Source organism: Streptomyces sp. NPDC088923 (genome assembly GCF_044749745.1).
Classification (GTDB): Bacteria; Actinomycetota; Actinomycetes; order Streptomycetales; family Streptomycetaceae; genus Streptomyces.
Genome location: NZ_JBIVIO010000002.1, coordinates 97733 through 123623, shown reverse-complemented (window position 1 = coordinate 123623; position 25891 = coordinate 97733). Strand labels below are relative to the sequence as shown.

General features: G+C 71.3%; 22 protein-coding genes and 2 pseudogenes. 6 read left to right on the top strand and 18 right to left on the bottom strand.

Annotated features, from left to right (window positions below; genetic code table 11):
* Nucleotides 1–198 precede the first annotated feature (198 nt).
* A complete protein-coding gene (gene murA / locus ACIP4O_RS11650) occupies nucleotides 199–1539 on the top strand; it encodes a UDP-N-acetylglucosamine 1-carboxyvinyltransferase (RefSeq protein ID WP_401574108.1) in 1341 nt (446 codons plus the stop codon).
* A gap of 165 nt (nucleotides 1540–1704) precedes the next feature.
* Here the strand turns inward: murA and ACIP4O_RS11645 are convergent, their stop codons facing one another.
* The 4 genes from ACIP4O_RS11645 to ACIP4O_RS11630 form a co-directional block, all read right to left on the bottom strand.
* On the bottom strand, nucleotides 1705–1986 hold the full coding sequence (locus ACIP4O_RS11645) for an HU family DNA-binding protein (RefSeq protein ID WP_008745984.1): 282 nt from the start codon (nucleotides 1984–1986) through the stop codon (nucleotides 1705–1707).
* Nucleotides 1987–2425: 439 nt separating this feature from the next.
* Complete coding sequence (locus tag ACIP4O_RS11640) at nucleotides 2426–3880, bottom strand: NAD-dependent malic enzyme (protein WP_401574106.1); 1455 nt, start codon at nucleotides 3878–3880, stop codon at nucleotides 2426–2428.
* A gap of 571 nt (nucleotides 3881–4451) precedes the next feature.
* Nucleotides 4452–5207: a response regulator gene (locus ACIP4O_RS11635; protein ID WP_401574105.1), complete on the bottom strand. Its 756-nt coding sequence runs from the start codon at nucleotides 5205–5207 to the stop codon at nucleotides 4452–4454.
* Complete coding sequence (locus ACIP4O_RS11630; RefSeq protein ID WP_401574103.1) at nucleotides 5204–6043, bottom strand: sensor histidine kinase; 840 nt, start codon at nucleotides 6041–6043, stop codon at nucleotides 5204–5206. The genes ACIP4O_RS11635 and ACIP4O_RS11630 overlap by 4 nt, the downstream gene beginning before the upstream one ends.
* 138 nt (nucleotides 6044–6181) lie before the next feature.
* Here ACIP4O_RS11630 and ACIP4O_RS11625 point away from each other — a divergent pair, with 138 nt between their 5' ends.
* Together ACIP4O_RS11625 and ACIP4O_RS11620 are read left to right on the top strand one after the other, a co-directional pair.
* Nucleotides 6182–6892, top strand: coding sequence for an ABC transporter ATP-binding protein (locus ACIP4O_RS11625; protein WP_401574101.1), 711 nt, complete (start codon nucleotides 6182–6184; stop codon nucleotides 6890–6892).
* Complete coding sequence (locus ACIP4O_RS11620) at nucleotides 6889–9198, top strand: FtsX-like permease family protein (RefSeq protein ID WP_401574099.1); 2310 nt, start codon at nucleotides 6889–6891, stop codon at nucleotides 9196–9198. Before ACIP4O_RS11625 ends, ACIP4O_RS11620 begins: the two co-directional genes overlap by 4 nt.
* 43 nt (nucleotides 9199–9241) lie before the next feature.
* Here ACIP4O_RS11620 and ACIP4O_RS11615 read toward each other — a convergent pair.
* From ACIP4O_RS11615 to ACIP4O_RS11590, 6 genes and pseudogenes are all read right to left on the bottom strand, one after another.
* Nucleotides 9242–9739: pseudogene (locus ACIP4O_RS11615) on the bottom strand (AAA family ATPase); the annotation flags it as partial.
* Between the two features lie 207 nt (nucleotides 9740–9946).
* Nucleotides 9947–11755 (bottom strand): RHS repeat-associated core domain-containing protein, encoded by a 1809-nt coding sequence (locus ACIP4O_RS11610; RefSeq protein WP_401574928.1) that lies wholly within the window; start codon nucleotides 11753–11755, stop codon nucleotides 9947–9949.
* Nucleotides 11752–12189 (bottom strand): DUF397 domain-containing protein, encoded by a 438-nt coding sequence (locus ACIP4O_RS11605; RefSeq protein WP_401574097.1) that lies wholly within the window; start codon nucleotides 12187–12189, stop codon nucleotides 11752–11754. The genes ACIP4O_RS11610 and ACIP4O_RS11605 overlap by 4 nt, the downstream gene beginning before the upstream one ends.
* A 114-nt stretch (nucleotides 12190–12303) precedes the next feature.
* Nucleotides 12304–12507 (bottom strand): DUF397 domain-containing protein, encoded by a 204-nt coding sequence (locus ACIP4O_RS11600; RefSeq protein ID WP_401574095.1) that lies wholly within the window; start codon nucleotides 12505–12507, stop codon nucleotides 12304–12306.
* On the bottom strand, nucleotides 12504–13091 hold the full coding sequence (locus ACIP4O_RS11595) for a DUF5753 domain-containing protein (RefSeq protein ID WP_401574093.1): 588 nt from the start codon (nucleotides 13089–13091) through the stop codon (nucleotides 12504–12506). Before ACIP4O_RS11595 ends, ACIP4O_RS11600 begins: the two co-directional genes overlap by 4 nt.
* 71 nt (nucleotides 13092–13162) lie before the next feature.
* Nucleotides 13163–13312 (bottom strand): annotated as a pseudogene (locus ACIP4O_RS11590) (helix-turn-helix domain-containing protein); the annotation flags it as partial.
* Between the two features lie 286 nt (nucleotides 13313–13598).
* Here ACIP4O_RS11590 and ACIP4O_RS11585 point away from each other — a divergent pair.
* Entirely contained in the window at nucleotides 13599–14084 is a 486-nt protein-coding gene (locus ACIP4O_RS11585) for a hypothetical protein (protein WP_401574091.1), read from the top strand.
* A 42-nt stretch (nucleotides 14085–14126) separates the two neighbouring features.
* Nucleotides 14127–14402 (top strand): DUF6087 family protein, encoded by a 276-nt coding sequence (locus ACIP4O_RS11580; protein WP_401574089.1) that lies wholly within the window; start codon nucleotides 14127–14129, stop codon nucleotides 14400–14402.
* 281 nt (nucleotides 14403–14683) lie between these two features.
* Here the strand turns inward: ACIP4O_RS11580 and ACIP4O_RS11575 are convergent, their stop codons facing one another.
* Genes ACIP4O_RS11575 through ACIP4O_RS11565 form a run of 3 tightly spaced genes read right to left on the bottom strand, consistent with a single transcriptional unit; the run spans nucleotide 14684 to nucleotide 16630 of the window.
* The gene (locus tag ACIP4O_RS11575; protein ID WP_401574086.1) at nucleotides 14684–15091 is read right to left on the bottom strand and encodes an arsenate reductase ArsC; all 408 of its coding nucleotides are present in this window, start codon (nucleotides 15089–15091) and stop codon (nucleotides 14684–14686) included.
* Nucleotides 15084–16202, bottom strand: coding sequence for an ACR3 family arsenite efflux transporter (gene arsB / locus ACIP4O_RS11570; RefSeq protein ID WP_401574084.1), 1119 nt, complete (start codon nucleotides 16200–16202; stop codon nucleotides 15084–15086). Before arsB ends, ACIP4O_RS11575 begins: the two co-directional genes overlap by 8 nt.
* A complete protein-coding gene (locus tag ACIP4O_RS11565; protein ID WP_401574082.1) occupies nucleotides 16199–16630 on the bottom strand; it encodes an ArsR/SmtB family transcription factor in 432 nt (143 codons plus the stop codon). The genes arsB and ACIP4O_RS11565 overlap by 4 nt, the downstream gene beginning before the upstream one ends.
* A 79-nt stretch (nucleotides 16631–16709) precedes the next feature.
* Between ACIP4O_RS11565 and ACIP4O_RS11560 the strand changes: the two genes are divergently transcribed.
* The gene (locus ACIP4O_RS11560) at nucleotides 16710–17219 is read left to right on the top strand and encodes an ArsI/CadI family heavy metal resistance metalloenzyme (protein WP_401574081.1); all 510 of its coding nucleotides are present in this window, start codon (nucleotides 16710–16712) and stop codon (nucleotides 17217–17219) included.
* A gap of 114 nt (nucleotides 17220–17333) precedes the next feature.
* On the opposite strand, the gene ACIP4O_RS11555 is transcribed toward ACIP4O_RS11560, so the two are convergent.
* The 5 genes from ACIP4O_RS11555 to ACIP4O_RS11535 form a co-directional block, all read right to left on the bottom strand.
* A complete protein-coding gene (locus ACIP4O_RS11555; RefSeq protein WP_401574079.1) occupies nucleotides 17334–19706 on the bottom strand; it encodes a HelD family protein in 2373 nt (790 codons plus the stop codon).
* A 349-nt stretch (nucleotides 19707–20055) separates the two neighbouring features.
* Entirely contained in the window at nucleotides 20056–20682 is a 627-nt protein-coding gene (locus ACIP4O_RS11550) for a CGNR zinc finger domain-containing protein (protein ID WP_401574078.1), read from the bottom strand.
* A gap of 182 nt (nucleotides 20683–20864) precedes the next feature.
* Nucleotides 20865–22004 (bottom strand): uroporphyrinogen-III synthase, encoded by a 1140-nt coding sequence (locus ACIP4O_RS11545; RefSeq protein ID WP_401574076.1) that lies wholly within the window; start codon nucleotides 22002–22004, stop codon nucleotides 20865–20867.
* A 105-nt stretch (nucleotides 22005–22109) separates the two neighbouring features.
* Nucleotides 22110–23423 (bottom strand): acyltransferase, encoded by a 1314-nt coding sequence (locus tag ACIP4O_RS11540; protein WP_401574074.1) that lies wholly within the window; start codon nucleotides 23421–23423, stop codon nucleotides 22110–22112.
* Complete coding sequence (locus tag ACIP4O_RS11535) at nucleotides 23420–25765, bottom strand: glycosyltransferase (protein WP_401574072.1); 2346 nt, start codon at nucleotides 25763–25765, stop codon at nucleotides 23420–23422. The genes ACIP4O_RS11540 and ACIP4O_RS11535 overlap by 4 nt, the downstream gene beginning before the upstream one ends.
* Between the last annotated feature and the right edge of the window lie 126 nt (nucleotides 25766–25891).

The following is a 25891-nucleotide window of genomic DNA, read 5'->3' as shown; positions in this document are numbered from 1 at the left end:
TCGCCGCCGCAGCTCAGGGCGCACGGAGGCGTCCCCCGCGCACGACACGCGGACGGTGACGTACCGCATTTGGTTCTCGACCGTTCGTGTTGTGGCGAACTCATGACGTTTTGTGTCCCGTTCAGGCACGCCGTCCGCCCTCCCCCGGCGATTACGCTTTGCTTCGGCCCTGTCCACCTCCTTCGGAACGCGAGATCGATGACCGTCACCGACGATGTACTGCTTGTCCACGGCGGAACCCCGCTGGAGGGCGAGATCCGGGTCCGAGGCGCGAAGAACCTCGTGCCCAAGGCCATGGTCGCCGCGCTGCTCGGCAGCGAGCCGAGCACGCTGGGCAACGTGCCCGACATCCGTGACGTCCGGGTCGTGCGCGGCCTGCTCCAGCTCCACGGCGTGACGGTGCGCCCCGGCGAGGAGCCGGGCGAGCTGGTCCTGGACCCGACGCACGTCGAGAGCGCGAACGTCGCCGACATCGACGCGCACGCCGGTTCCTCGCGCATCCCGATCCTCTTCTGCGGCCCCCTGCTGCACCGCCTGGGTCACGCCTTCATCCCCGGCCTGGGCGGCTGCGACATCGGCGGCCGACCCATCGACTTCCACTTCGACGTGCTGCGCCAGTTCGGCGCCCGCATCGAGAAGCGCGCCGACGGCCAGTACCTGGAGGCGCCCACGCGCCTGCGCGGCACCAAGATCCGGCTGCCCTACCCCTCGGTCGGCGCGACCGAGCAGGTGCTGCTGACGGCGGTGCTCGCGGAGGGCGTCACCGAGCTGTCGAACGCGGCGGTGGAGCCCGAGATCGAGGACCTCATCTGCGTCCTCCAGAAGATGGGCGCCATCATCGCGATGGACACCGACCGGACCATCCGGATCACCGGTGTGGACCGCCTCGGCGGCTACCGCCACCGCGCCCTCGCCGACCGCCTGGAGGCCGCCTCCTGGGCCTCGGCCGCCCTCGCGACCGAGGGGAACATCTACGTGCGCGGGGCGCAGCAGCGCTCGATGATGACGTTCCTCAACACGTACCGGAAGGTCGGCGGCGCCTTCGAGATCGACGACGACGGCATCCGCTTCTGGCACCCGGGCGGAAAACTCCACTCGATCGCGCTGGAGACGGACGTCCACCCGGGTTTCCAGACCGACTGGCAGCAGCCCCTCGTCGTGGCCCTCACACAGGCCACGGGCCTCTCGATCGTCCACGAGACGGTCTACGAGTCCCGCCTCGGCTTCACGGCGGCGCTCAACCAGATGGGCGCGCAGATCCAGCTCTACCGCGAGTGCCTGGGCGGCTCGGACTGCCGCTTCGGCCAGCGCAACTTCCTCCACTCGGCCGTCGTCTCGGGGCCCACCCGCCTCCAGGGCGCCGATCTCGTCATCCCCGACCTGCGCGGCGGCTTCTCCTACCTCATCGCCGCCCTCGCGGCCCAGGGCACGAGCCACGTCCACGGCATCGACCTGATCAACCGCGGCTACGAGAACTTCATGGACAAGCTGATGGAACTGGGAGCGAAGGTGGAGCTGCCCAGCAAGGGCCTGGCGTAAGCGGACGCACGTGAAGGGGGCGGTCACCCGGCTGGGTGACCGCCCCCTTCACGTTGATTTTTTCAGCCCCTCCGGCGTTTGAGGAGCGGGGTGTGGGGCGGAGCCCCACAAAGGGGCCCGCCCCGGCAAAGAGGGTGCGACGACCGCGAACGGCCACCCGCCCCCTTACTTCCCCTTCGCCGCTTCCTTCAGCTTCGAGCCCGCCGACACCTTCACGGAGTAACCCGCCGCGATCTGGATCGGCTCACCCGTCTGCGGGTTGCGCGCCGTACGAGCCGCACGGTGCGTGCGCTCGAAGGTCAGGAAGCCGGGGATGGTGACCTTCTCGTCGCCCTTGGCGACGACGTCACCGACCACCTCGGCGAACGCGGCCAGCACGGCGTCGGCGTCCTTACGGGTCACCTCGGCACGGTCGGCCAGGGCGGCCACCAGCTCACTGCGGTTCATGTTGTGTACTCCCGTGTTCTTCTTGCCGTTGAGGCGTGCCACGCGGCGTTGCCGCATGTTGGGCAACAGCGAAGCCGATGCTGCCAGGGTCCACGAGGTCCCCCGGACCCGGGTCCTGCTCTACGGACCCTCGCGCCCAGAGAGGCATCCTGCCCCCACCTGCGGCGGGAACGCCAATCCGGGTCCCCCGTGGAGCTGCGGGCGCGTCGTGTCTCGTGCCCGACACCCTAGGTGCCGGGTGCGGGGGCTGCGATTCGCGACGCGCCGACCGTACGTCTGCCCGCTGGAGGCGGGCCGATGCCCGGCGTGGCGTGCCTCACGTCCGCCACGCGGGTCGGTACGGGTCGTCCGCACCCCGCACCACCTCGGCCGAAAGCCCTCGTCGGCCCGTACGGACCCGGTCGCGGAACCGGCTCCCCGTACGGGCCCTTCACCCGCCTCAGCCCGCCACGGGGGCGACGGGGGCGCTCATGGCGCCCTCCGCCGACTCACCGGCCGCGCGGGCGGCGTCGCGCACCGCTCCGGCGACCGCGCCCGCGACCTTGTCGTTGAAGACGCTGGGGATGATGTAGTTGCGGTTCAGCTCGTCGGCGCTCACGACATCGGCGAGCGCGGTCGCGGCGGCGAGCATCATCTCGGTGTTGACGGTGCGCGACTGCGCGTCGAGCAGACCGCGGAAGACACCCGGGAAGACCAGCACGTTGTTGATCTGGTTCGGGAAGTCGGAGCGGCCCGTGGCGACGACGGCGGCGGTGCGGCGCGCCTCGCCCGGGTCGACCTCGGGGTCGGGGTTGGCGAGCGCGAAGACGATCGCGTCGTCCGCCATCGCCGCGACGTCGTCCGCGTCGAGGACGTTGGGGGCCGAGACGCCGATGAAGACGTCCGCGTCGCGCACGGCCTCCTTGAGGGTCCCCGTGAGGTTCTCCGGGTTGGTGTTGTCGGCGATCCAGCGCAGCGGCGAGTCGGGGGCCGCGTCGACCAGGTCGGTGCGCCCGGAGTGCACGACGCCGTGGATGTCGGCGACGACGGCGCGCTTGGCACCGGCCGCGAGGAGGAGCTTGAGGATCGCCGTACCGGCGGCGCCCGCGCCCGACATGACGACGCGCACGTCCTCGATCCTCTTGCCGACGACGCGCAGCGCGTTGGTGAGCGCGGCGAGCACGACGATGGCGGTGCCGTGCTGGTCGTCGTGGAAGACGGGGATGTCGAGCGCCTCGCGCAGGCGGGCCTCGATCTCGAAGCAGCGCGGCGCGGAGATGTCCTCCAGGTTGATCCCGGCGAAGCCCGGGGCGATCGCCTTGACGATCTCCACGATCGCGTCGGTGTCCTGCGTGTCCAGGCACAGCGGCCACGCGTCGATGCCCGCGAAGCGCTTGAAGAGCGCCGCCTTGCCCTCCATGACGGGCAGCGCGGCCTTCGGGCCGATGTTGCCGAGACCGAGCACGGCGGAGCCGTCGGTGACGACGGCGACCGAGTTGCGCTTGATGGTCAGGCGGCGGGCGTCCTCGGGGTTGTCGGCGATCGCCATGCAGACCCGCGCCACGCCGGGCGTGTAGACCATGGAGAGGTCGTCACGGTTGCGGATCGGGTGCTTGGACTGCATCTCGATCTTGCCGCCGAGGTGCATGAGGAACGTACGGTCGGAGACCTTGCCGAGGGTCACGCCCTCGATACCGCGCAGCTTGCTGACGATCTCGTCGGCGTGTGCCGTGGAGGAGGCGGCGATGGTGACGTCGATCCGGAGCTTCTCGTGACCGGACGCCGTCACGTCGAGGCCGGTCACCGAGCCCCCGGAGGACTCGACGGCCGTCGTGAGCTGGGAGACCGCCGTACCGCTCGCGGGCACCTCAAGACGGACCGTCATCGAGTAGGAGACGCTGGGCGCCGTTGCCATGCCGACTTCCTCTTTCCACCTGCTGTTTCCTTGCGACCGATCGTGACCCGTGGTGAACGGCGACCCGCCGGACGTGCGGTCCGATCGTCGCACCTACCGGCGAGTAGGCGCGAATACCCTCCCTACAGCCCTGACCGGTCCGGGTGCGGCGGTTGCGACAGTTTTTCCGGTCCGGGGGGCGCATGGCGACCGTATCGCGGAATTACGTTTCCGTTCTACGGTACGAGTGAGGGGCGTCACGGTCCCGACCGGAGGCCGCGGAGACGCCAGAGGGTCCACCGCGCACGACAAAGCCCCGGTCGCCTTCTACGCGATCGGGGCTCCGCCCTGAAGTCTGTGACACCGGCCCGCCATGCTCGCCTCGCGGCAAGTGGGCGCTCGAAGCGCCTATGGTTGGGCCCGGGGGCTTGGATCGAACCGGTGCCACGTCCAAGGTAACAAAGGCTGGGGGCGGGGCAATTCCCGCGGGCGGGATTTTCCTGACGGTGACGCGGAGTGAGCGGCCGCGTACCGGGGTCGGAGGAGCCGCCGACACCTCAGCAACGACCGCGATCGCCGGGACAACAGCACCTCAGCCGGAGTGACGTCTCTTCCGCGACGCTGAGCCGTCGGCCGCCGGGTTCCCGTCGGCAGCGGATTCGCCCGGTGAGACGAGTCCCGTCTCGTAGGCGAGGACGACGGCCTGGGCCCGGTCGCGCAGGGTCAGCTTGCCGAAGATCCGTGCCACGTGGGTCTTCACAGTCGCCTCGCTGAGCGTCAGCTCCCGCGCCAGTTCGGTGTTGGAAAGACCCCGGCCCATGAGCGTCAGCACCTCGCGCTCGCGCGGCGTCAGTGCGGCCAGGTCCCGGTGGACGGCCGGGGTCGCGAGGCCCGAGCCGGTTCTGGGGGCGCCGGGGGCGAAGCGCTCCACCAGGCGGCGGGTGATCGAGGGTGCGAGCAGGGCGTCACCGGTGTCCACCAGACGTACGGCGGCGGCCAGATGCGCGGGGGTGACGTCTTTGAGCAGGAATCCGCTGGCTCCGGCGGCGAGGGCGGCGTAGACGTAATGGTCGAGGTCGAAGGTGGTCAGCATGATCACCCGGCAGTCCGTGGCCTGCGCGAGGATGCGCCGGGCGGCATCCAAGCCGTCCATGACAGGCATCCGGATGTCCATGAGCACCACGTCGGGCCGCAGCCTCCGTACGGCGGCCACGGCCTCGGCTCCGTCGCCGGCCTCGCCCACCACGTCGATGCCGCGGGCGGTCAGGATCAGGCGGAAGCCGGTGCGGACCAGTTCCTGGTCGTCGGCGATGACGACGCGAGGGGCGGATTCGGCGTGCGTCGTCATGGCCGGTCCAGCGGGAGCCGGGCGCGGACGCGGTAGCCGCCGCCGAGGCGGCGGCGGGCGTCCAGGTCGCCGCCGTAGAGGGCGACCCGCTCCCGCAGGCCGAGCAGCCCGCGTCCCGTTCCGTCCGCCTGGCCCGGGACCGGCTCTCTCCGCGCGGGCCGGCCGCCCGACAGGACGCTCGGTCCGCTGTTCAGCACCTCGACCCGCAGGGAGTGGTCCGCGTATCGCACCGTCACCTCGGCTTTCGCTCCGTCCCCGTGTTTGAGGGCATTGGTCAACGCCTCCTGGATGATCCGGTAGGCGGTGACATCGATCCCGGTCGGCAGCGGGCGCGGCTCGCCGGAGATCCGCGTCTCCACGGGCAGGCCGGCAAAGGCGATCCGGTCGATCAGCGGGCTGAGCCGGCTCAAGCTCGGCTGCGGTGACAGGTCCATACCGTAGGGCTCGTCGTCGCCGTTCTGCGCGGGTGCGAGCAGGCCGAGCAGGTGCCGCAGCTCGGTCATCGTGTTCCGCCCGGCGGCCTCGACGGCGCTCAGGGCCGCCGCGGCCTCGTCCGGCATCGTGGCCAGCACCTCACGGGCAGCTCCGGCCTGGACCACCATGAGGCTCACGTTGTGGCTGACGATGTCGTGGAGCTCGGTGGCGATCCTGGCCCGTTCGGCGTCGACAGCGGTCCGCGTCGCGCTCTCGCGCTCCCGTTCCAGCAGCCAGCCGCGCTCCTCGATAGCCGCCTGGTGCAGTCGCCGTGCCCGGACCACCGCCACGCACAGACACCCGGCGGCGCCAACCGCCGCCGCCAGGGCGACGATCAGCCAGATGGTCCCGGTTCCCCACACCGGATCATCTTCGCAGCCGCACGACGCGCCTGGCATCAGTCCCCGGATGCAGTTCGGTACATCCCCGGAATGACTCGCCCGGACAGATACATCCAAGGAGCGACGCCCCGTCGGCGGACTCCGTCCTACGTTCGAGCCATGACGACTGATCGCGACAGTGCCCGGCACGTGGTGGTGCGGCTGGACCGGGTGCACAAGGAGTACGGCGACGCGAAGGCCCTCGACGGCCTGTCACTGGAGATCACCGCGGGGGACGCGGTCGCCGTGATGGGCCCCTCCGGCTGCGGCAAGTCCACCTTGCTCAACATGGTGGCCGGCCTCGACCGGCCGACCTCGGGAACGGTCGAGGTGCACGGTCATGACCTCGGGAAGCTGAACGAAACGGGCTTGGCCCTGTTCCGGCGGCGGAACGTCGGCATGATCTTCCAGTTCTTCAACCTCATCGATGATCTGCCCGTCCTGGACAATGTGGCGCTGGCCGCGCAGCTCACCGGCACCACGGCCCGGCAGGCGCGCCGCCGTGCCCTGGAGCTCTTGGACGAACTCGGTGTCGCCAGGCGCCGGAACAACTATCCGGCGACGCTCAGCGGCGGAGAGCGTCAACGCGTCGCCGTGGCACGGGCCTTGATGAACCGTCCGGCCCTGCTGCTTGCCGACGAGCCGACCGGCGCCCTGGACAGCCGGTCGGGAGAACAGGTGATGGATCTGCTGATCGACCTCAACCAGATCGGCCAGACCCTGTTGATCGTCACCCACGACCCGCAGCTGGCCACCCGCTGCGCCAGCCGGCTGATCGAAGTCGCCGACGGCCGGGTCGCCCGCGAGAGCGCGCTGGAGGCGAGCGCGTGAGCGCCGTGTGGAGAGCCTCGCGCGCGGCCGTGAAGCGGCGTCGGCTCCAGACCTTCGTCATCGGGCTCGTCGTGCTCTGCTCCACCACGACTGTCCTGCTCGCGCTGGCGCTGCTGAGCGCCGCCTCGGGCCCCTTCGACAAGGCCTACGCCGATCAGCGCGGTGCCCATACGGTGGCGACCTTCGACACCGCGAAGGTCTCGCAGCAGCAGTTGGCGCGGACTGCCCGGCGGGCCGGGGTGCAGAGTGCGGCTGGACCGTTCGGGCAAGTCGTCGTCGACATCCCCAAGGACTGGCTCTGGATGGCCGGCGGCACCCTCACCGTGGTGGGCCGGGCCGATCCGGCAGGCCCCGTGGACCGCATCGAACTCCTTGAGGGCCACTGGGCCAACGCCCTTGGCGAGATCGTCATCGACTGGTCCGCCCAGGGCTCCCCCGGCACCGCGCTCCTCGGCACCAAGCTGGAGGTCCCCGGCAGCAGGACGCTTACCGTCGTCGGATTCGCCACCAGCATGAGCAAGTCGGCGAGCGCCTGGGTCTCGCCCGAGCAGATGGCCGCACTGCACCCGACGTCCGCCCAAATGCTGTACCGCTTCACGGACTCCTCGACGGAGGCCCGGCTGCGCGCCTCGCTGACCCGGGCCACCGCGGGATTGCCCAGGCAATCGCTGACCGGCGCGCAGACGTACCTCACCCTCAAGCGTGCTTTCTCCGCCCTCGCCGACTCCTACCTCCCGTTCATGACGCTCTTCGGCGTCCTCGGCCTGCTCGTCTCCGCCCTGATCGTCGGCAACGTGGTCAGCGGGGCGGTCGTCTCCGGGTACCGGCACATAGGGGTGCTCAAGGCCCTGGGCTTCACCCCGAACCAGGTCGTCGCCGTCTACCTGACGATGCTCTCCGTACCGGCGGTGGTGGGCTGCGTGCTGGGCACGCTGGCCGGCAACGCGCTGGCCCGGCCGATCCTGAAGGTCGCGTTCACCGGCATCGACGTGGGCCGGGCCTCGGTCGGCGGCATCAGCCCGTGGCTGTCCGTGGCCTGCCTCGTGGGCATGCCCGCCCTCGTCCTGCTGGCCGCGCTGGTCCCCGCCCTGCGCACCCACCGGCTTCCCGCCGCACGGGCGATCAGCGCGGGCGGCGCGCCGCGGACCGGGCGCGGGCTGCGCGTCCAGCGGTTGCTCGGCGCCACCCGGCTGTCGCGCCCGGTCAGTCTGGGCCTGGGCCAGCCGTTCGCCCGCCCCGGCCGCACGCTGCTGACCATGGCGGCCATCGTTCTCGGGGTCACCACCGTGACCCTGTCGACCGGACTGACCAGCACCATGGTGGCGTACGGCAACGTCGGGAGGGAGGACGGAGGCGCCCGGGTCCACGTGACGACCGGGGGGTCGGGCAACGACCGGACCCCGCCCCGCCTCAGTGACCCGCAGATCGAGAACCGGCTGCGGTCCCTGCCGGGTGCGGAGGGGGTACGGGCCCGCGCGCTGTCCCAGGCGAACATGACCGGGCAGACCCAGCCCGTCTTCGTCGACTTCTACCGCGGCGACGATTCCCTGTACGAGCGCACCATCGTCAAGGGCCGGGCGCCGGCCGCGGCGGGCGAGATCGTGGCCGGTCCGGCCTTCCTGACCCAACGCGGGCTGAAGCTCGGCGACCGGGTCACGCTGGAGCTGAACGGCAGGAAGATCACCGCGACCGTCGTGGGGCAGCTCATCGAAGGCCACGCCAATGCCGCAGAGGCGACGTGGGAGACGTTCGCCCGACTCGCACCGGACGCCCACGCCACCGAGTACACGGTGCGGCTCTCCCCCGGCGCCGACGCACACGCCTACGCCGAGGCGGTCGCGGCGCTCGACCCGGGCCTGCACGCGTCGGTGATGGATTCCGGCAACGCCGGCACCGCCACCGTCATCACCTTCTCCACGGTGTTCACGGTTCTGTTGACCCTGGTCTCGTCGCTCGGTGTCTTCAACACCGTCCTCCTGAACACCCGTGAGCGGCGCCGGGACCTGGGCATGCTCAAGTCGATCGGGATGACTCCCCGGCAGGTGGTGGTGATGACGGTGGCCTCGGTCGCCGGGCTGGGGACGGTGGGCGGGCTGCTCGGCATCCCGCTCGGGATCGTGGCGCACCGCCTCGTCGTGGACAACGTCGGGGTGGTGGACTTCCCCTCGTCCATGAAGGACGTGTGGCACGCGCCGCAGCTGGCCGCCATGCTCCTGGCGGGTGTCGCGATCGCGGTCCTCGGAGCCCTGGTCCCGGCCCGGTCGGCGGCGCGGATGACCATCGCCTCGGTGCTGCGCACCGAGTAGGTGTCCCGTCAACGAACGACTCCGGGAACGTCACGGATTGTGTGGCGGCCAGGATCTGGCTGCGGGCGGACGCCGAGCGGGACAGTTCCGCGAGGACGGTGAGGGCCAAGGGGTGCAGTCCCAGCTCGGGTTCGTCCAGGACCAGCAGGGCGGTCGGGTGCGGCTGGAGCAGGAGGACGGCGAGGCAGATGAAGCGCGGTGTTCCGTCGGAGAGCGCGTCGGGCGGGAAGACGGTGTCGGAGCCGTACTGCTTCCAGCGGAGCGACACCCGCTCCGTCGCGTCCTCGGTGAGGACGAACTCACGGAAGAAGGGCGCGACCGACCGGACCACGATCTGCCCGTAGGCCGCAGCGTGTTCCTCGCCCACGCGACGCAGGAAAGGGGCGAGGTTGCCCGCGTCCGCGCGCAGGGCCTCCGTGGCGGACGGGTAAGGAGAGCGGGGCGGTTTCCAAGTGACCGCCCCGCTCTCCTGGTCGCGCCACGATGACCTCTCCCCTTCATTATGCCGGGGAATTAAGACAGAGGTCAGCACGCAGTACATGGGGGTGTTGCTTTTCCGCATGCATGCGTACCCGACATTCTGCCATTTAGTCGCGGCCCCGGCGACGAGCGCGAATCGTCAATCCGATGGCGACAGCCAGGCATACAGCGAAGACGACGACGGCCGCTATGGGCGCCCACGACGGGCCGTCAGGCCTGTAATTTGCTATCCACATGCCGCATCTCCCTTTTTCTTCTTCGATTGTGGCTAGAAGGTGTATTTCCCTGATGCATCGCACCCCGGCTCTACCCCACCGGGGCCAGCACCTTCCGCGCCATCAGTTGATTTCGAATATGACATGCCTCCAATTTCACAGGAAACCGAACCTGTGAAACCCTTTTCGGCAGTACCGTTACTGAGTTCAAATGTGGGACTGAGACCCTTTCCGGTGCTGGTACCGCCTTCGATGTAGGGGTGAACCGAACCGTCGTCGTTGATCGAAACACCAGCACCACCGCAGAGCACACGACAAAAGCTGGCGCCAACATCAAGCGACCATTTCCCTGTCGGATCAGTGCTGTTGATCGGGTCGTCGCCTGCGTACGCGTAGCGGTTTCCGCGAGCGGGGTTGGCGAGGAAGCTGTACTTGTCCTGGGTAGTGAAGCGGCCGGTGGTGGGGTCGTACCAGCGTTGGCCGTATTTCACGTAGCCGGTGGTTTTGTCGTAGGTGCCGCCGACGAAGCGGTAGGGGTTCTGGGTGCCGGCGGTGCCGGTTTCCTTCGTCGTTTGGACGGTGCCGTAGGGGTCGTAGTCGTAGATCGTGGACTGGACCGTGGACTGGTTGATGAACTGGACCGGGTTTCCGATGCCGTCGACGATGTAGTACGCCTCGTACCCGTTGGTTGTCCGGAGTGAGAGGGGCTGGCCGGTGGTGGGGTCGTGGTCGATGTACGCGGTCCCCTCCTTGAGCTTGACCTGTTCGATGACGGGCATGCCGTACTGGTCCGGGGCGCCGTAGACGTAGTCGGTTTTCTCGCCCTCGTCGCTGGTCTGGGAGACGAGTTCGGTGGCGTCCTCGCCGGCGTAGGTGTAGCTGCTGGTGCCCTTGGTGGTTTTGGCGCCGGTCATGCGGTTGGCGGCGTCGTAGGTGACCGTGGACAGCTTGGCGGTCTTGGTCTGGTTGCCCTGGGCGTCGTAGGCGTAGCCGGTCGACGTGATCTGGTTGGCGGCGTCGAAGGCCAGGGACTGGTCCGCGCTGCCGTCCGAGGAGGACTTGCGGTTCCCGCGCGCGTCGTACGTGTAGGTGTACGTCTTGCCACCCCCGTCCGTCGCGACCTTCGTCAGGCGATTCGCCTTGTCGTACGTGTACTTGGTGGTCTTGCCGCTCAGGTTGTCCTTACTCCACTGGATCAGGCCGGTGTTGTCGGCCTTGTCGGTCGAGCAGGATGAGGTGGAGCCGAGGCTGCGGCAGTACGTCGCGTCGAACTGCCGCGTCGGGTCTGTCGCGGGGCCCTGGTCGGCCCAGACGCGGCTGATGCGGCCGGACTTGTCGTAGTCCTGGTGCACGTGCGCCTTGAAGATCGTCTTCGCGTCGTTGGTGCCGTAGTACGTGTCCGTGCGACGGCCGCGGTCGTCGTAACTGAAGCCGATCTTCGTCTTCGTCGACGGGGCGTCCGTGATCGCCTGGGTGAGCTTGTCGGCCTGGTCGTACGTGTACTGGGTGGTGCCGCGCGCGTCGGTGGTGGTGAGGCGGTTGCCGTTCTTGTCGTACGTGTACGACAGCGTGCCGCCACCCGACGTCGCGGTCCGCGAGGTCATCGCGCCCAGGTCGTCGTACCCATAGGTGACCGTCCCCGTCCCGTCCGTACGCGTCTTGGTCCGCCCGAACGCGTCGTAGGTGTAGGCGACGTCCGGAGTCGAGTCGCTGTAGTCGACCTTCAGGACGCGGTCGGCGTCGTCGTACGTGGTCGTGGTCGTGATGCCGCGGCCGTCCGTGGCGGTGGCCAGGCGGCCCCGTGCGTCGTAGGTGTACGACTGGGACTTGAGTGAGCCGCTGGCCGGGTCGACCTTCGTCAATTGCTTGTCGCTGTTGTACGTGTACGAGGTATCGGTGTTGTTGCCGGGGTCGGTGCTGGTCTTGACGGTGCCGTCGTCGTTGTAGTCGACCTTCGCCTCGGCCGCCTCCGCGTTGCTGGAGGAGGCCAAGTTGCCCGCGCCGTTGTAGGTGTAGGCGGACTTGTTCGACTGGCCGTCCGTGGACTCCGAGGGCGAGTACTTCGAGCCCGCTGCCGTGTTGCCGTACGCGGCGGAGAACGTGGAGCCGTCCGCGCCTTCCGACTTGGTGAGCGATTCGCCGTCGTTGGCGCCGAAGGTGTTCGTGGTCGTGCCCGCGCTCGCGAGTCGCGGAGGGGGACGGCGGTGGGGTGGTTGGGAGCGATCTCGACGCAGTTGTTGTCGCCGCCACTGCTGTTGGAGGACTTGCGCCAGGTGGGGGCCGACAGGTCGGGCATCCGGGCTGCTCCCTGTGCGTTGACTGGGGCTGGTCAACGCATTTCTGTCCAACTCCCCGCACGACGAAGCCCGCCGTCCGTTAGTCATCGGGCGGCGGGCTGCGGGGAGTTGCGTCAGCGGGTGGCGACCGCGTCGATCAGCACCGAGAACGCCTCCGGCGAGACGAGGAGGGCCGGGCCGGCGGGGACCTTGGAGTCGCGGACCGGGACGGCGGTGGGGTGGCCGAGGCCGATCTCGACGCAGTTGCTGTCCCCACCGTTGCTGTACGAGGACTTGCGCCACGAGACCGGGAGGGAGTTGGCGGGGACGGCGTTCATTGAGACTCCTCCAAGAGTTGGCGCAGCTTCTCAAGCGTTGCCGTGGGGCTTAGTGCCTTGTCGCGTACGCCATCGTAGGACAGCCGCAGCTCAGCCACCTCGTCCGGATCATCGATGAGTTGGCCGTGCTTGTTTCCTTCCGCATAAGCCACTGCCGTGCCGTCATCTGCCCACAACAACGTGAGGCTGCCGCCCATGAGGTCGTGCACTCCTTCGGTGACGGGAAGCAGCTGGAGCACTATGGCGGGCATCTGGGCTGAGTCGATCAACTGGCGGAGTTGTTCCTGCCAGGTGACGAGGTCCGACGGGCGTCGCAGCAGGGCGAGCTCATCAAGGATCACGCGCAGATGGGGAGCGGGAGAGCGGCGGAGGAGTTCTTGGCGATCCAGGCGCTCGGCCACTAGGCGTTCCAGCCCGTCCGGATCGACAGTTGGGTCCTGCGACAGGACGAGCCTGGCCCACGCCTCAGTCTGAAGCAGCCCCGGCACAACGACCGTGTACTTGTGCTGGATCGTCGCCCGGGCCTCCGCCGCCTTGAACCGCGCGTAGCGGTCCTGGTAAAACCGCTCCTGTCCAGCAGCCACGCCCCCACCACCAGACCATCCGCCTCGTGGAAGTCGTCCAGCGCCTGCACCACCCGCACTCCCGGCGAAGCCCGGTCGCCGCTCTCCAGCCTGTGGACATAACTGCGGTCGATCTTCGCGCCGTCCGCGACCTGTTGGAGGCTCAGACCCCGCTCCCGGCGGAAAATGGCCACAATCTTGCGCAGGCTCACAGGTGTGGGCTCGCTTTTCAGCTCTGGCATATGCACCCCGCATGTCCCGTTTGTTGCCCTGGAAGGGGCGACGGCGTCTGCTGGCCAAGGTAGTCACCGGGCGGGCACTGTGAGTCGCGATCACCCGAAACGTCACCCGGGAAGGAACGCGGTCCGTGCGTATTCGCGAATTCAACGAGGCTCCGCCACCTGAGAGTTGTCCCGTCTGCGCACGGCTTCGGCGTGAGGAGGCGGCGGCCGAGGGGCGGGGGGACCACTCGCGGGCCGCCGATTGCCGCGTGCTCGTGCGGCGGCACCCGCATGAGGAGGAGGGGCGGTGAGCGGGGCGGTCGGAGAGGGCCGGATCGGCGCCGCGGATCAGGCCACCGGGGAGATGTTCTCGACCGATATCGGGGCGGCCTACGAAGTCGTCGCGCGGCTGTGGGAGCGGGGCGTCGGGGCGTTGCCGTGCGCGGAGGCGGAGAGGCGGCAGGGGCTGCGCGAGGCCGTGGCCGCGAGCAGGCGGGGGCTCACGCTCGGGCTCGGGACGACCACGCTCCCCGAGCTGCGCTCCGTCATGGCGCAACTCGCGCATGCCTCGGCCTGGTTGCTCCTCGGGCTGCCGGACTACGGGGACGACCGCGCGATGGCGGCGCTCGTCGCGTACGTACGGGATCTGCTCGGGCCGGAGCGGCGGCCGACCCGCGCCACGCCCGCCTGGGAGCGCTTCGCGCACATTCGGTTGCTGGCGACCGGCTTGCGGCGGCTCGCCGAGCGGTGCGAGGAGCGGGAGGCGGGGCGGGAGGCGGGGCGTCACCCGTGAGGGGGATCGTCGGCCGGGCTCTTGTGGGACAGACTCGGGCGAATGGGTGAGGAAGAGGAGCCGCTCGCCGAGTGGGCCGCGCGGCGGGACGAGCGGGTGGGGCGGCTCAGGGTCGTGCCCTTGTACGAGGGGCGGCGGGCGCGCGGGGCGCATGTGCGGCCCGGGGAGCCCCGTCTCGTGGAGCGGTGGAGCGGGTGCGCGTGGGAGGCGTTCGCCGTGACGCGGGATCTCGCGGAGGCGTTGCGGCTGGTCCGTCCCGGGGAGGAGTCGCCGGGCTCGGCGGACCGGTGCTCCGGGTCCTGGACCCGAGAGCCCTGAGCCCGCCCCGCCGAGGTTCGACGGGTGCGGTGCGCAGAGCGGTCGGTCAAAGGAAGGCAGACCGCTCTCCTCCTAGGGCCTGTCTGACAATTCCCGTCTGCCGTGCGACGCCATGCACGCTCCCCCAGCCTGGCGGCCGGGAGGTGCCCCCACTCGCCGCGCCGCCCCCAGACCCAAGTACGTCCAGTACGAGGGCCTGGGGGCGGCACGCCGAGAGCACGCACCTGACGCCGCACGGCCGCCCTCCGGGCGACGACGGGAATTGTCAGACAGGCCCTAGGTCAGCGAGGCAGGATCTCGGCGAGGAGGTCGCGGACGCGGTGCTCGATCCGGTCGCGGATCGGCCTGACCGCCTCGATCCCCTGGCCGGCGGGGTCGTCGAGCGGCCAGTCGCGGTACGTCCTGCCGGGGAACACGGGGCAGGTGTCCCCGCATCCCATGGTGATCACCACGTCGGATGCCTGGACGGCCTCGGTGGTGAGCGCCTTCGGGGTTTCGGCGGAGAGGTCGATGCCGCGTTCGGCCATGGCCGCGACGGCGACGGGGTTCACCGAGGCGGCGGGCGCGGACCCGACGGAGCGGACCTCGACGCGGCCTTTGGAGAGGTGGGTCAGGAACGCGGCGGCCATCTGGGAGCGTCCCGCGTTGTGGACGCACACGAAGAGCACGGAGGGCTTGGTCTCAGGCACGGGCGGGGCTTTCCGGGGAGACGGCCGTCGAGCCGGCCGTCTGCGCGGGCCGGGGGAAGAAGCGGCGGGTCGCGAGGGCAACGTACACGAGGCCGATCAGGACGGGCACCTCGATGAGGGGGCCGACGACTCCGGCGAGTGCCTGGCCCGAGGTCGCGCCGAACGTGGCGATGGCCACGGCGATGGCCAGCTCGAAGTTGTTGCCCGCGGCGGTGAAGGCCAGCGTCGTCGTCCGGGTGTAGCCGAGGCCGACCGCGCGGCCCACGGCCATGGACCCGGCCCACATGACCGCGAAGTAGACCAGCAGGGGCAGCGCGATGCGTGCGACGTCCAGCGGCCGGGAGGTGATGGCATCGCCTTGGAGGGCGAAGAGCACGATGACGGTGAACAGCAGCCCGAGCAGGGCGAACGGCCCGATCCGAGGCACGAATCGCGTCTCGTACCAGGTGCGGCCCCGGACCCGTTCGCCGAGGCGGCGGGTGAGGAAGCCCGCCAGCAGGGGGATGCCCAGGAAGATCAGTACCGACCGGGCGATCTCCCACACGGACACGTCGAGCGCGGTCCGCTCCAGGCCGAGCCACCCCGGCAGCACGGAGAGGTAGAACCAGCCCAGCGCGGCGAAGGCGAGGACCTGGAAGAGGGAGTTGAGGGCGACCAGGACGGCGGCGGCCTCGCGGTCCCCGCACGCGAGATCGTTCCAGATGACGACCATGGCGATGCAGCGGGCGAGCCCGACGACGATCAGGCCGGTGCGGTACTCGGGCAGGTTCGGCAGGAAGGTCCAGGCGAGCGCGAACATCAGGGCCGGACCGACGAGCCAGTTGAGGAGCAGGGACGTCACCAGCAGGCGGCGGTCGCGGGTGACGGTGTCGAGACGGTCGTAGCGGACCTTGGCCAGGACCGGGTACATCATCACGAGCAGGCCGAGCGCGATCGGCAGGGAGACGCCGGTGACGGTCACCCGCGCCAGCGCGTCCCCGAGACCGGGCACGGATCGGCCCAGTCCGAGTCCGGCCGCCATCGCCAGCACGATCCACACCGCGAGGAAGCGATCGAGGAACGACAGCCGTCCGGCGACCGGCTCCGGCCCGGGGGCCGCCCCCGCGCTCACGACGCGGCCCCGGCGGGCGCGGTCACGGGCAGCGGCTCTCCGGCGGACGTCGTGGCGGGCAGCGGCTCTCCGGCGGGACGGGTGAGGATCGCGGCGAGGCGGTCGGTCGTGTGCGGCAACAGACGGTAGTACACCCAGGTCCCGCGCCGTTCAGAGTCGATGAGCCCGGCCTGCTTGAGCAGCTTCAGGTGGTGCGAGATCGTCGGCTGCGACAGGTCGAAGGCCGGGGTGAGGTCGCAGACGCACACTTCCCCGCCCGCGCGCGAGGCGATCATCGACAGCAGCCGCAGCCGCACCGGGTCGCCCAGCGCTTTGAACACCCGGGCCAGTTCGACGGCCCGCGCCTCGTCCAGCGGCGTGGTCAGCAGCCTTGGGCAGCAGTCCTCGGAGCCGTCCTGACCGAGTACCGGGAGTCCCTGTTTCGACATTCTTCTATATTGACACCCTTCAAACCAGGACGCAAGCTTGCATCGACAGACTTCGAATCAACCGTCGGGGAGAACCGTCATGTCCCGTGTCCAGCTCGCTCTGAACGTCGCCGACCTTGAAGCCTCCGTGGCCTTCTACTCCAGGCTGTTCGGCGTCGAACCGGCCAAGCGGCGCCCCGGCTACGCCAACTTCGCCGTCACCGAGCCGCCGCTGAAGCTCGTCCTCATCGAGGGCGAGCCCGGGCAGGCCACCCGCCTCGACCACCTCGGCGTGGAGGTCGCGTCCACCGGCGCCGTCACCGCGGCCACCGACCGGCTCAAGGACGCGGGGCTCGCCACCTTCGAGGAGAACGGCACCTCCTGCTGCTATGCCCTCCAGGACAAGGTCTGGGTCCACGGCCCGGGGAAGGAGTCGTGGGAGGTGTACGTCGTCAAGGCCGACGCCGAACAGATGGGCGGGAGTCCTGCGCTCGGCAAGGCAGACACCTGCTGCGCCGACCGGCCGACGGCCGAGGGCGTGCCGACGGCCGAGGGCGTGCCGACGGCCGAGGGCGTGCCGACGGTCACGGGCTGCGGGTGCGGCGGCTGAGGCATCGCACACGCGTCCCGTGGCGGGCGGGGGACGCACCTGTGCGACGAGCGGCACGGCGAGCAGCCGCCGTTCCTCCGCGCCGAGGGGGACGGACGCCCCCCTCCCGGCCCGTCAGTCCCGCAGCAGGTCCGGCACCCCGTTCTCGTCGGGGGCGTCGCGGTCGCCCGCCACGACCGTCAGGCGTTGCGTCGCGCGGGTCAGGGCCACGTACAGGACGCGCAGGCCCACCACCGACTCCTCGGCGATCTCGGCCGGGGCGGCGACCAGCGTCGCGTCGTACTCCAGGCCCTTCGCCTCCAGGCTGCCCAGCGCCACGACGCGGGGGCCCAGGTCCGCGAGCCAACTCGCCGCTTCCGCGCGGCGGTTCATCGCCACGACGACGCCGACCGTACCCTCCACCTCGCCGAGCAGGCGTTCCGTCTCGGCGCGGACCGTGGCCGCGAGGCCGCCGTGGTCCGCCGCGACGACGTAGCGCGGGGCGAGGCCCGTGGAGCGGACCGCGCGGGGCGGTTCGGTGCCGGGCATCGCGAGGGCGAGGACCTGGTTGGCGACGGCCGCGACCTCGGACGGGTTGCGGTAGTTGACCGTGAGCGTGAAGCGGCGGCGGGGGCGGGTGCCGAGGGCCTCGTCGCGCGCGGCTGCCGCCTCCTCCGGGTCCGGCCACGAGGACTGCGCCGGGTCACCGACGACGGTCCAGGTCGCGTGGCGACCCCTGCGGCCGACCATGCGCCACTGCATCGGCGTGAGGTCCTGGGCCTCGTCCACGATGACGTGCGCGTACTCCGTGCGCTCGGCCGCGAGGCGTTCGGCGCGCTCGCGGCGGCTCTCCTCGCGCTGCGGCATCAGCTCCTCCACGCCGGTGAGTTCGGCCAGCGCGTCGTAGGCGCGGGGGCGCTTGGGCGGGGCCGGGGCGCCGAGCACGGCGTGCAGTTCGTCGAGCAGCGCCACGTCGTGGACCGAGAGCGGGCCCGCGCCCGTGTCCGGGTCGAGCCGTCGCAACGACCGTGCCACGCGGCGCACTTCGCCCTGGTCGAGCACCTTGCGCGACCAGCGCCCGAGCCGCCGCTCCGAGGCCATCGCGGCGAGCACGCGGCGCGGCTTCAGCTCGGGCCACCACGCGTCCATGAACTCCGTGAAGGAGTCCTCCGTCGTGATGTCCTCGTCGAAGGCGGACTTCAACTCGGCCTTGAGTTCCGGGTCGTTGTGCCGGTCCGCTCCGCCAGAGCGCTCCCACAGGGCGTCCAGGAGGAGGCGACGGGCGCGCGGGCGCAGGTAGTTGATCGGCCCGCTTCCCGAAAGGGCCGTGCGACGGACGGACTTGAGGACGTCCGGGCCGAGCTCGACACGGCGGCCGAAGGCGACGACGCGCAGGCGTTCCGGGGGCGCGGTGGGCCGGGCCGGGGCGTCGAAGGTGAGCTGTCCGTCCGCCTCGCTCCGCTCCGTACCGGAGAAGCCACCGACGACCGGCAGGTCGAGCGCTCCCCGGGCCGCGCGGCGCAGGACCCCGCCCATGCGGGCACTGCCCTTCACGCGCGCGACAGCCGGGGAGTCGTACGCGCTCGCGCCGCCGGGGCCCGCCGCGTCGTCGGCGAGGTCGCCCAGCGCGCGGATCGCGACCTGGCCCTCCTCGCCGAGCGAGGGCAGGACGCCCTCGGTGTACGCGACGAGGAGCGGGGTCGGCGAGACGATGAGGATGCCGCCCGCGTACCGCCTGCGGTCCTGGTAGAGGAGGTACGCGGCGCGGTGCAGCGCCACGGCCGTCTTGCCGGTGCCGGGGCCGCCCTCGACAAGGGTCACGGAGGCGGCGGGGGCGCGGATGACCATGTCCTGCTCCGCCTGGATCGAGGCGACGATGTCGTGCATCGCGTGCCCGCGCGAGCGGCCGAGCGCGGCCATGAGCGCGCCGTCCCCGACGACGGGGAGCGGCGCGCCGTCCAGGAACGCGGTCAGCTCGGGGCGCATGAGGTCGTCCTCGACGCCGAGGACGCGGCGGCCCTTGGAGCGGATGACGCGGCGGCGCACGACCCGGCCGGGGGCGACGGGCGTGGAGCGGTAGAAGGGGGCGGCGGCGGGGGCGCGCCAGTCGATGACGAGCGGGCTGTAGTCGGTGTCGAGCACGCCGATACGGCCGATGTGCAGCGTCTCCGCGATATCGGCCGTGTGGTCGGGGGTGATCGCGTCCTCGGCGACCTCGACGGCGGTGTAGGCGCCGTCCGGGCCCTTCTTGCCGTCCTTGCCCGCGAGGAGGTCGATGCGGCCGAAGACGAAGTCCTCGAACTCGTTGTTGAGCCGGTTGAGGTGGACGCCGGCCCGGTGGACCTGCGCGTCGCGCTCCGCGAGGGCGCCGGGGGTGCCGACGTGGCCGAGCTTGGCCGCGTCGCGCATCAGGTACTCGGCCTCGTCGATCTTCTCCAGGAGACGGCGGTAGGCGCGGTCAAGATGCTGTTGTTCGACGCTGATCTCGTGGTCGCGTGTATCGGCCACCGAGGCCCCCTTCAGATGGTGCTGAGCAGCCGTCCACCGTACGGCAACCCTGTCGGGGGGCGGGAGGGGGCTCGCCTTTCCGCGCAGGTGGCGCGTTTGCGCGGGGCGCGCCCTTGTGGGGCTCCGCCCCACACCCCGCTCCTCAAACGCCGGAGGGGCTGGATTTGTGCGGGGTGGAGGGGCTGGGTTGGTGCGGGGTGGAGGGGCTGGGTTGGTGCGGGGTGGAGGGGCTGGATTTGTGCGGGGTGGAGGGGCTGGGTTGGTGCGGGCTGGGGCTGTGGCCGGCGCGGCGGCGGTGGCGGGCTACGCGTTCGCGGTTGCCGCAGGTCTCGCTCATCGCCGCAGAGGCTCAATTTTTAGCCCCTCCGGCGATTGAGGAGCGGGGGTGCGGGGGCGGAGCCCCCGTGGCGGTGCGTCTGCGGTGGCGGGCTACGCGTTCGCGGTTGCCGCAGACCTCGCTGGAGCACCAGCGGCGGCGCTGGCCGCGGGAGGCGTCCAGGTAGATGAGGGGGCAGCCCTCGCCCTCGCAGCGCCGCAGGAGCGCCGTGCGGGCGGGGTCGGTGAGGAGGGTGAGGGTGTCGCGGGCGAGGAGGGAGAGGAGGGCGGAGAGGGTGGGCGCCGAGTGGAGCCCGGCGACGAGGCGGCCGTCGTGGGCGCGGGCGGCCTGCGGGACGGGCGGCGCGGCGAGCGCTATCGCGTTGAGGCGGTCGAGCGACCGCGGGGCCCCTCGCCCGCCGAGGCTCGCGCCGACGAGGCGCCCGAGGTGGCCCCGTACCTCCCGTACCGCCGCCGGCCAGTGCGGCTGCGGCTGCGGGAGCGGCCCCCGCGCCGGGAGCAGGCCCGCGCCCACGCACCAGCCGACCACGTCCTCACCCGTCACAAGCCGTTCGACCGGGTGCCCGGTCGCGAGCAGATCCAGACAGGGCCGCCCGGCGTCGTACCTGAACGGCACTGGGGCCACGGGGAGCAGCGACATGTTCGTCTCACCGCCGAGGGGTGGGGGCCAGCGGGGGTCGGGGGTGCGCGACACCAGGGTGCCGGGGGCGGGGGCGTACGGGAAGGGGGCGGTGGAGACCTGCTGGCCCGCTTACCGGGTGCGGGGCGAGGGGGCGGGACCTTTCGGCTTCGGACCCGCGCAGGGCTGCGCGCGCTCCGTCTTCACGGCTCGATCGCCAGGCGGTAGCCGCGCTTCACGACCGTCTGGACGAGGCCGGGCGTGCCGAGTGCCGCGCGCAGGCGGCTGATCGCCGAGTCCACGGCGTGCGGGTCGCTGCCGGGCCCGGGGAGGGCACGGAGGAGTTCGGTACGGGGAACGACGCGGCCTGGGTGGTCGGCGAGGCGGCGCAGGAGGGCGGCGCTCGCGGGTGGGAGGGGGCGGGGCTCGCCGTCGACGAGCGCCACGCCGTCTCGCAGGGTGACGAGGTGCCCGTTCACCGACAAGGCCGGTGTCCTGGCCGGCAGTTCGTGGCACAGGAGGTCCACGAGCGGTGCGAGGCGGAAGCGCTCGGGGGTCGCGGTGGGGATGCCGAGGGCCTGGAGGGGCGCCGCGGTGACGGGGCCGACACAGGCGACGAGCACGGATTCCCGCAGGACGGCCAGAAGTTGGTCCCGTAGGCCGCGGGTCTCCGCGCGAGCGATCAGCGCGAGTGCCGCCGGGGCGCTCGTGAAGGGGAGGGCGTCGACGGTGCCCGCGAGCACGGCGTCGGTGAGGCGGTCGAGCGGGGCGGGGTCCTCGGGTGGCAGCCAGCGGTAGACGGGGACGGCGAGGACTTCGGCTCCGGCCTCGGTGAGGGCGGTACGGAATTCGTGCAGCGGATCGCCGTGGACCTGGACGGCGACGCGCGCCCCGCGCAGGTCGAACGTCCTCAGGTGGTCGAGCACTTCGGCCATGGATTCGGAGGCGGGTGACCACTCCTCGGTCAGCCCGGCGGCACGCAGGGCGCCCTTCACCTTGGGCCCGCGCGCCAGAAGCCGCGCCCCGTGCAAAGCTTCGGTCAGCCCCGTGCCCAGCCCCCAGCTGTCGGCCGCCGCGAACCAGCCGCGCAGGCCGACAGCGGTGGTACCGATGGCGACGTGCGGCGGGTGAGCGACCAAGTCCTCCGTGACGGAGAGGAGTTCCGCGTCGTCCTCCAGCGGGACCGTCCGCATCGCGGGGCCGTGGAGGACGCGGGCACCCCGGCGACGGAGCAGGGCGAGGAGGTCCTCGGCGCGGCGGTCGGCGGTGACGGCGACGGTGAACCCGGCGAGCGGCGTCGCCCGCCGCTCCGCGCGCGCCCGCTCCGTACCGCTGTGCCCCATACCGCCGTTCCTCGCCCGTCCGTCCCTCCCCCGGCCCGGCGCCGGGGAGCGCGCCAGCCTGCCAAGCGCAGGTGACGCGACGGTTCCCAGCGTATGTCGCGGGCGTTACGGGGCCCGGCGACGGGGGGCGGTGGTATACGAGGCGGGGCGGTGCCTCTTCCCGCCCCCGTCCGGCCACAGCCTCGGTCGCCGCTTCGCCGCCACGTCCTCGACCCAGCCGACGAGCACGATCGTCAGCGCGAGGAGGGGCCAGACCGCCAGGAACATCCACCACGCGTAGGAGTCGCCCAGGAAGGTGCCGAAGCCGCCGTCGGAGGCGGGGAGGCGCCACAGGAGGTCGATGAACGGGACGGTGGCGAGGATGAGCAGGTTGTGCCACAGATAGATCGTGACCGCCCGGTTGTTGGTCAAGGTGATGAAGCGGTCGAGGCGGGCCAGGCGGCCGGGCAGGGTCTGCCAGGAGGGGGCGTACTGGAAGAGGATCACCGTGAAGCCGAGTGACCAGGTGGCCTGCGCGAGCGGGATGTCGTTGAGGTCGATGCCGTCGTCACCGGGGTGGCCGAGCGCCCACCACAGCCCGAAGGCCATGAGGAAACCGGAGAGCGAGACCGCGAGATAGCGCGGCACCTTGCGCAACAGCCCCTCCTGGTACGCCATCCCCAGCACCCAGCAGCTCCCGAACTGCGCGAAGTCGGTGCACGCCAGGCCCGTTTCGCCCGGGATCGTGACAACTCCCGTACCGATCACGGCCGTCAGCACGACGGGCGCGAGGAACGTCGGCCAGGGCGCGCGGCGCAGGGCCTTCAGGAGGAGCGGCGAGGCGATGACGAACCACAGGTAGGCGCGCAGGTACCACAGCGGTCCCGCCGCCTCGTCGGCCCAGCTCTGTTCGAGCCAGCCGCTCGCCGAGCCGAGGCTCTCGGGGTACGGCGGCGCACCGATCGGCACGACGTACGTGGCAAGGCGCAGCCACCAGCCGAAGCCCTCGCCGCGCGGCGCGCGCCAGCCCGCGTACAGCATCGCGGGGACGAGCAGCGCGGCGAAGAGCCACAGCGGGGGCAGCAGGCGGCGCAGCCGGCCCCGGATCACGGACACGGCGGGCCGCGCGAGGGAACGCGCCATGAGCGAGCCCGCGAGCGCGAACATCACGCCCATGGACGGGAACACGACGCTGAGCCAGGCCCAGCCGAAGACGTGGTAGAAGACGACGCGGACGAGCGCGATGGAACGGAGGAGGTCGAGGTAACGGTCCCTTCCGGGGCGGGACTTGGGCGCTTCGGCGGTGGCTGGGGCGGGCGCGGGCGCGGGGGCCGGCTTTTCCTGGACGGGCAGCCGTACGGTGGCGCCCTCGCCGCCCGCCCCCGGCACGGGCCGCGTCCCGCTCTCGTCCTCGTACGGCCTGCTGTCGGTCCCGCTCATGCCACCGGCCTCCGCTCGCTCTCGTCGTCGCCCCGCGCGCCCTCGGCCTCTCGCACGTCCCCGAGTGCCGCGCGCGGCTCCGCGAGCTCCGCGAGGTCTTTGCCGCGCGGGGTTCCGCCCGCGTCGAGCACGCCGGTCCTGCGGAGTTTCTGCCAGCGCAGGCGGCCCCCCGTGAGCGCGGTGATCCAGGACTGGAGGAGGACCACGTACATGAGCTGGCGGTACAGGATCTGCTGGAGCGGCAGCGACACGAGGTGCGTCATGGGCTCCTTGTCGAGCCGGAAGGCGTACGCGGCGCACACGGCCTGGATGGCGAGGACGCCGAGCCAGGCGAGGAGGGTCTTCCGCGTCGGTCCGAACACGAGCCCGTACAGGAGGAATACGTCGATCAGCGGGGCCAGCAGCGGGGCCAGGACCATGAAGAGCGAGACGAGCGGGAGACCGACGCGACCGAAGCGGCCCGAGGCGCCGCGTTCGAGGACGGCGTGCCGGTGCTTCCAGATCGCCTGCATCGTGCCGTAGCTCCAGCGGTAGCGCTGGGACCACAACTGCGCGACGGACTCCGGTGCTTCGGTCCAGGCGCGCGCCTTCTCCGCGTAGACGACGTGCCAGCCGTCGCGGTGGATCGCCATCGTGATGTCGGTGTCCTCGGCGAGCGTGTCCTCGCTCATCCCGCCGACGCGGGTGAGCGCGTCGCGGCGGAAGGCGCCGACCGCTCCGGGGATGGTCGGCATGCAGCGCAGCATGTCGTACATGCGGCGGTCGAGGTTGAAGCCCATGACGTACTCGATGTGCTGCCACGCCCCGATGAGCGAATCCCGGTTCCCCACCTTGGCGTTGCCCGCGACCGCGCCCACGCGCGCGTCACCGAAGGGCTGTACCAGCTCGCGGACGGTCGCGGCCTCGAAGACCGTGTCGCCGTCCATCATCACGATGATGTCGTGCGAGGCGTGCGCGATGCCCCGGTTGAGCGCGGCCGGCTTGCCCGCGTTCTGCTGCCGCACGACGCGGACGTCCGGGAGGCCGAGGCGCTCCACGATGCCCGCCGTGTCGTCCGTCGAGCCGTCGTCGATCACGATGATCTCGACGGGATGCGCGCTCCGGGTGAGTGAAGTCACCGTCGCGGTGATGCACTTGGCCTCGTTGTACGCGGGCACGAGCACTGTGACGGGCTCGGTGACCGGCACCCCCCACGCGAACCCTCGGCGGCGGGTGCGGCGCGCGTGCGCGAAGGAGAGCAGGAGCATGAGCCCGAAGCGCGCGATGACCAGGCTGCCGGTGACGGCGAGGCCCGCGACGAGGATGCCGGTGACACTGTCCGACGCGGCGACGAGCCACACCCAGGCACGGCCCTTCCACAGCTCGAGGCCGCTCACCGGGGCGAGCGCGCTGGGCGCGCCGAGCGCCTCGGTGAGGTTCGCGAACGTGTAGCCCTTGCCCTGGAGTTCGGGAAGGTATCGGTCGAGCGCGGCGACGGTCTGCGCGCGGTCGCCCCCCGAGTCGTGCATGAGGACGACCGCGCCCTTGCCCGGCATCTTCGGCGTCGCGTTGGCGATGATCGTCTCGACCCCGGGGCGCTGCCAGTCCTCGCTGTCGTCGTTGTTGACGACGGTCAAGTAGCCGCGCGAGCCGATGTACTTGGTCACCGGCCACGACTTGTCGTCCATCGCGTCGGCGAAGGAGGAGTACGGGGGCCGGAAGAGCGAGGTGCGCACCCCGGCGGCGCCCGCGAGTGCGAGCTGGTTCTGCGACAGCTCCCAGTCGATGCGGGTCTTCGACTGGTAGGAGAGGTCGGGGTGGTTGAAGGTGTGCAGGCCGACCTCGTGACCCTCGGCGACCATGCGGCGCACGAGGGCGGGGTAGCGCGAGGCCATCGTGCCCGTGACGAAGAAGGTGGCGTGCGCGTGGTGCCGCCGCAGCACGTCGAGCACGCGGGGCGTCCACGTCGGGTCGGGGCCGTCGTCGAAGGTGAGGACGATGCGGTGGTCCGGTATCCGCAGCGACTTCTCCTTCCCGTCGCGCGTGTCGATGACCGGGCCGCCGTCCAGGATCTTCTCCGGCACCTTGTCGGTCGCCGCCTCGGGCCGGATGCGGTGGTCGGCCATGATCTCGCTGTGCACGTACCCGCGCAGCATGAGCATCGCGACGACCGCGCAGAGGAAGAGGACGGGGAGGAGGTAGCGGAGCGGCAGGGCGCGCCTGCGACGTCTGCGGGAGGCGGGGCGGGAGCGGGCGCCGGGGCGGGGGGTGGAGCGGGTGCCCGGGCGGGAGCCGGACCGAGAGGCGGAGCCGGAGCGGGTGGAGCCCGCGCGGGGACGGGGTGGCCGGGAACGGTTGGCCATGACGGTGAACGGCCTTTCGGGGAGGCGGGAGGGTGGGGAGGGTTTCCGAGCGGAGTGCGGGATGGGCGGGCAGGGAGTGCGGGGGTGGGCGGGAGGGCGCGGCGGCAGCCGTTGAGGGCATGCGGC

Bases quoted from the DNA above. Each gene is read 5' to 3' on its own strand.
- ACIP4O_RS11580 (WP_401574089.1), top strand. From the start codon at position 14,127: ATGGGTGAGGAAGAGGAGCCGCTCGCCGAGTGGGCCGCGCGGCGGGAC.
- ACIP4O_RS11560 (WP_401574081.1), top strand. From the start codon at position 16,710: ATGTCCCGTGTCCAGCTCGCTCTGAACGTCGCCGACCTTGAAGCCTCC.
- ACIP4O_RS11600 (WP_401574095.1), bottom strand. From the start codon at position 12,507: ATGAACGCCGTCCCCGCCAACTCCCTCCCGGTCTCGTGGCGCAAGTCC.
- ACIP4O_RS11635 (WP_401574105.1), bottom strand. From the start codon at position 5,207: ATGACGACGCACGCCGAATCCGCCCCTCGCGTCGTCATCGCCGACGAC.
- ACIP4O_RS11605 (WP_401574097.1), bottom strand. From the start codon at position 12,189: ATGCCCGACCTGTCGGCCCCCACCTGGCGCAAGTCCTCCAACAGCAGT.
- ACIP4O_RS11645 (WP_008745984.1), bottom strand. From the start codon at position 1,986: ATGAACCGCAGTGAGCTGGTGGCCGCCCTGGCCGACCGTGCCGAGGTG.
- ACIP4O_RS11540 (WP_401574074.1), bottom strand. From the start codon at position 23,423: ATGAGCGGGACCGACAGCAGGCCGTACGAGGACGAGAGCGGGACGCGG.
- ACIP4O_RS11625 (WP_401574101.1), top strand. From the start codon at position 6,182: ATGACGACTGATCGCGACAGTGCCCGGCACGTGGTGGTGCGGCTGGAC.
- ACIP4O_RS11550 (WP_401574078.1), bottom strand. From the start codon at position 20,682: ATGTCGCTGCTCCCCGTGGCCCCAGTGCCGTTCAGGTACGACGCCGGG.
- murA (WP_401574108.1), top strand. From the start codon at position 199: ATGACCGTCACCGACGATGTACTGCTTGTCCACGGCGGAACCCCGCTG.
- ACIP4O_RS11565 (WP_401574082.1), bottom strand. From the start codon at position 16,630: ATGTCGAAACAGGGACTCCCGGTACTCGGTCAGGACGGCTCCGAGGAC.
- ACIP4O_RS11535 (WP_401574072.1), bottom strand. From the start codon at position 25,765: ATGGCCAACCGTTCCCGGCCACCCCGTCCCCGCGCGGGCTCCACCCGC.
- ACIP4O_RS11545 (WP_401574076.1), bottom strand. From the start codon at position 22,004: ATGGGGCACAGCGGTACGGAGCGGGCGCGCGCGGAGCGGCGGGCGACG.
- ACIP4O_RS11640 (WP_401574106.1), bottom strand. From the start codon at position 3,880: ATGGCAACGGCGCCCAGCGTCTCCTACTCGATGACGGTCCGTCTTGAG.